Raw genomic sequence first — 4935 nt, forward strand, 5'->3', positions numbered from 1 at the left:
TAGAGGACGCGGGCCAGCGCGGTCATGGAGGGGGTGCCGTAGTTGTAGGTCGCGAGGTAGGCGGGGACGTAGGGGAAGCGGCGGATGTCGTAGGGCAGGCGGATGCCCGCCACGATCACCCGTCGGCCCGTCGCAGTCAGGGAATCGATCAGCCGGGCCTGGGCGGCGCCGTCCTCCTTGCCCGCTGCGGCGGCGTTGGAGAGGACGACTGTGACGTCGTGGGAGCGGGCCGCGTCCGTCGCCTCCGTGATCTTGGCCGGGTCGGGCCTGCTGCCGGTCTCCAGGGTGGTCGTCCGCTGGCCGCGCTGTTCGCCGATGGCGCGCGCGAGGGCGGCGAGAGGCGCGGTTCCCCAGCCTGTGACGAGGACGGTGGCGGGGGTGTGAGGGAGGGGGAGAGCACCGCTCTCGTTTCGGATCAGGGTGATGCCGCGCTCGGTGATCTGCCGGGCCTGCGAGCGGTGGCGCCTGCTGCCGACGATCCGCGCGGCGCGCCGTTCGTTCACGTACGGGGAGCGGAACAGCCGCCTCCGCAGCTTGTGTTCGAGGATCCGGCGTACGGACTCCTCCAGCCGTTCCATCGGAATCGCGCCGGACAGTACGGCCTCTCGTACGGCGCCGAAGGCCACCTCCGGCTTCGGCGCCAGCACCAGCTGGTCGCAGCCGGCCTGGAAGGCGCGTACGGGTGCGACGTCGGGTGGGAAGTCCTTCGTGGCGCCGCCCATGTCCAGTGCGTCCGTCACGATGAGGCCGGTGAAGTCCAGCTCTCGGCGCAGCAGCCCGGTCACGATCGGCCGCGACATGGTTGCGGGCACTCTGGTGGGGTCCAGCGAGGGAACGACGATGTGCGCTGTCATGATCGTGTCCACTCCGCGCCCGATGGCCGCACGGAACGGTGGCAGGTCGATACGGTCCAGCTCGGCACGGGTGTGCTTGATCTCCGGCAGACCGGTGTGGCTGTCGACGTCCGTGTCGCCGTGCCCCGGGAAGTGCTTGGCCGCACTGGCGACACCGCCCCGGTGGTAGCCGCGTACGGCGGTGGAGACGAACCGGGAGCACAGCTGTGTGTCCGACCCGAACGAGCGAACGCCGATGACAGGGTTCGCCGGGTTGATGTTGACGTCCGCTACAGGTGCGTAGTTCTGGTTGATGCCGACAGCGGCCAGCTCCGTACCGATGATGTCCGCGCTGTCGAAGACGTCGCGCGTGGAGCGGGTGGCGGCCAGTGCCATGTTGCCCGGGAGCTGGGTTGCGGGCTCCAGCATCCGGTAGACGACGCTGCCGCCCTCCTGGTCGATGGAGACGAGCAGCGGTACGCGCGCACCGGTGCGTACGGCGGCGCGCTGGAGGCCGTTGGACAGCCGCGCGATCTGCCGCGGCTCGCGGACGTTGTCGGGGCCCCGGCGGGCGTCGAAGTAGATGACGCCGCCTGGACGGTATTTCCGGATCACTTCGGCCGGCGTCGGTACGCCGTACATCTTGCGGTTCCCGTCGTGCTCCGTATCGGCGGTCTGGCCGTAGAGCTCGATGACGAACAGCTGACCGATCTTCTCCTCCAGGCTCATCCGGCGCAGCAGTGCCGTTGCTTCGGCACGGACGGCGGAGGAGGAGAGCTGCGCCGATGCGTCGGTCGGCGCGCCGGACAGCTTGCCGGACATCGAGTCGAGGGAGGAGGTCGCGGAGCGGGCGGTGCGGGCTGCGGCCGGCGCCGAGGAGGCTGTGACGCCGATCGCTGCCGCGGTGCCCGCCGCAGCGGCGAGGAGGTGTCGGCGAGAGGTGGGTTGCTGTTGCATCGGTACCGCTCCTCACATGGGTGGATGGAGCACGTGGTCATGTGGGGGTCACCGCTGGATGCCACAGCATCGTCCCAGCGCGGTGCGGGCTCGGACCAGACGCCGCGCGGTACTTCATGGGTCCAGTCCAGTGGCGTCCGGTCCGCCGACCAGGGGGAATGCGCCCCGCACGCCTCAGTGGGCCCGCCTTGAGCGCGCGCCCCGCCTCGAGCGCGCGTGTTCACCTGCACCATGCGCCCGGCCGGTACGCGGACTGTCTGGGCGCGCGTCCATTGCGGACCGTGGGTCCGGTTCGATGGTGAGGTGAGTCACAGTAGTCAGGGGAAATAACCGGGGAGCGCGTCCCCGTTTACGTAGGCGTCTTCACGAAACGGGGACCAACTCCCCGGATCAACGGCACCCCAGTGCACCAGTCGTCACGTCAGTCCGCTCAGTCCGCCCCAAGGAGCGAGGAGGCACAGATGGGCAGCGCAACAATCGCCGCCAAGCGCGTCACCGGCGACGGTGTCGCGCCCAAGGGGCGTGCTGACGCGGCCCGTAATCGTGAACGCATCCTCACCGCGGCACGCGAGGCATTCGTTGTCCACGGGGCGGACGCGTCCCTCGATGAAATCGCTCGCGCTGCGGGGGTCGGAAATGCGACCCTCTACCGGCACTTCCCCGACCGGGACTCACTCGTGCACGGAGTGATGCTTGCCGTCACCGAGCGGATCGCGGAACGGGCCGAGCAGGCACTCGCCGAGGAGGGGAATGCATTCGAGGCGCTGCGCCGCTTCGTGTTCGCCGCGGTGGAAGAGCGCATCGGAGCGCTCTGCCCCATGCTTTCGGGCCGCTTCGACCCCGACGAGCCGCAGCGTCTGGCGGCGCGCAAGCGGGTCGAAGCACTGGCCGGCGAGCTCATCCGGCGGGGCCAGGAGGCGGGGGAGGTGCGTACCGACATCGGCGTCGGTGACGTGACCGTCGCGATCAGTCAGCTCACCCGGCCACTGCCGGGCGTTGTCTGCCAGCGCATCGAACGCTTCGTCGAACGCCATGTGCAGCTCTTCCTCGACGGGCTGCGCGCCCCTGCCAAGTCCCAACTACCCGGCCACGCCGCGACCCTGGAGGAACTGCGAGAGGACAACTGATCTCCGAAGCCGCAGTTGGCGAGCGAGCCGCAGTAGTGAGCGAGCCCGTAGTAGTGGGCGAGCCGCAGCGGTGAGCGGTTGCCGCACCGCTCAATTCTCCTCCCCTCCCGAGTCTGTCCTCCCAGCACCTGGTTCCGTACGAGCGCGGGGGGCCCGTACGGAACCGCCAGCGGCACCTGCCCCAGACCCACTGATGTCCCTGACCTGCTGAGAACCGCACTGAGTACTCAGTGACGTCTCTCCGCATCGATTTTTCGTCCCATTTTTCGTACTCCGCACCGTGAGGTAGGCACATCCATGCCAGAAACGCCATCTCCGGCCGACGCGCAGGCCGGGCCCGACCCCCGGCGATGGAAGGCGCTGGCCTTTATCGCCATCGCGCAGCTCATGGTCGTCCTCGACGCGACGATCGTGAACATCGCGCTTCCCTCTGCCCAGACCGACCTGGGCATATCCGACGCCAACCGGCAGTGGGTCATCACCGCCTACGCGCTCGCCTTCGGTGGACTGCTGCTCTTCGGCGGCCGGATCGCCGACCTGTGGGGCCGTAAGCGCGCCTTCGTGACCGGGCTCATCGGCTTCGCGGCGGCCTCCGCTCTCGGCGGCGCCGCAACCGGAGAGGCCATGCTGCTGGCGGCGCGGGCGCTGCAGGGCGCGTTCGGCGCCATGCTCGCACCGGCTGCACTCTCCCTGCTCGCGGTGATGTTCACCGACGGCAAGGAGCGCGCCAAGGCGTTCGGCATCTACGGCGCCATCGCGGGTGGTGGCGGCGCCATCGGCCTGATCCTCGGCGGACTGCTGACCGAGTACATGGACTGGCGCTGGACCTTCTACGTCAACGTCCCGTTCGCGGTCGTCGCCGCCCTCGGCGCGGCCGGCGTCATCCGTGAGCCGTCCGGCACCCGGAACCGGTCGGCGCTCGACATCCCCGGCGTCGTCCTCTCCACGCTCGGCCTCGTCTCGCTGGTGTACGGGTTCACCCGCGCCGAGACCGACGGCTGGAGCGACGGCGGCACCATCGCCATGTTCGTCGCGTGCGTGGTGCTGCTGGGCTCGTTCGCGCTGGTCGAGTCCAAGGTCCGGGCGCCGCTGCTGCCGATGCGCGTGGTCACCGACCGCAACCGCGGTGGTGTCTACCTGTCGCTCGGCCTGGCCGTCATCGCGATGTTCGGCCTCTTCCTGTTCCTGACGTATTACCTGCAGGTGGTCAAGGACTACTCCCCGGTGCGCACCGGTGTGGCCTTCCTGCCGATGGTGGCCGGCATGATCACCGGCTCCACGCAGATCGGGGCGCGGCTCATGACCCGCGTACCGGCCAGGCTGCTGATGGCGCCCGGCTTCCTGACCGCGGCCGTGGGCATGCTGCTGCTGACCCGGCTCTCGGTGGACAGCTCCTACCCGGCGCTGATCCTGCCCGCCATGGTGCTGCTGGGCCTCGGGCTCGGAACGGCGTTCATGCCCGCCATGTCCCTGGCCACGCACGGTGTACGGCCGAGTGACGCGGGTGTCGCCTCGGCCATGGTCAACACCTCGCAGCAGGTCGGTGGTGCCATCGGTACGGCGCTGCTGAACACCATCGCGGCCAGCGCCACCACCTCGTACGCCACCGATCACCTCGCCGAGGCCACCAGCAAGCCCGCGCAGCAGATGCTGAAGCTGGAGGCCATGGTGCACGGCTACACCACGGCGATCTGGTGGGCGGTGGGCATTCTGCTCGTCTCCGCCACGATCGTGACCGTCCTGGTCAACGCTCGTGGTGGCGGCGAACAGGCTCCCGGCAAGAAGCTCGACGGTGCGGCCGACGGCAACGACTCCGGTGGCGAGCCGGAGCCGGTGCTGGCAGCCATGCACTGACGGACGGTCGCCGACGCGGCGACCCGGCGCGGTTTCGCGGCGACGCGGTTGCGCGGCATGGCGTGGGGTGGCGTCACCCTGCCCCTGCCCCAGCACTGTGTCGTGTGGCCGGATCCACAGGCCGACTGGCGGCCCCTGCACCCCCATGAGAGGGGGTGCAGGGG

The 4935-nt window shown here is 69.7% G+C and carries 3 protein-coding genes; 2 read left to right on the top strand and 1 reads right to left on the bottom strand.

The window, feature by feature from the left end:
* On the bottom strand, positions 1-1790 hold a 1790-nt coding region (locus ITI46_RS33145; RefSeq protein ID WP_209243654.1), incomplete at its 3' end, for a glycoside hydrolase family 3 protein.
* 461 nt (positions 1791-2251) lie between these two features.
* On the opposite strand from ITI46_RS33145, the gene ITI46_RS33150 reads away from it, so the two are divergent.
* Both ITI46_RS33150 and ITI46_RS33155 read left to right on the top strand, forming a co-directional pair.
* A complete protein-coding gene (locus ITI46_RS33150) occupies positions 2252-2917 on the top strand; it encodes a TetR/AcrR family transcriptional regulator (protein ID WP_209243655.1) in 666 nt (221 codons plus the stop codon).
* Positions 2918-3214: 297 nt separating this feature from the next.
* A complete protein-coding gene (locus ITI46_RS33155; protein ID WP_209243656.1) occupies positions 3215-4771 on the top strand; it encodes an MFS transporter in 1557 nt (518 codons plus the stop codon).
* The last annotated feature ends 164 nt before the right edge of the window (positions 4772-4935 follow it).

It is taken from the genome of Streptomyces oryzae, from assembly GCF_017676365.1.
In the GTDB taxonomy this organism is placed as follows: Bacteria; Actinomycetota; Actinomycetes; order Streptomycetales; family Streptomycetaceae; genus Streptomyces; species Streptomyces oryzae.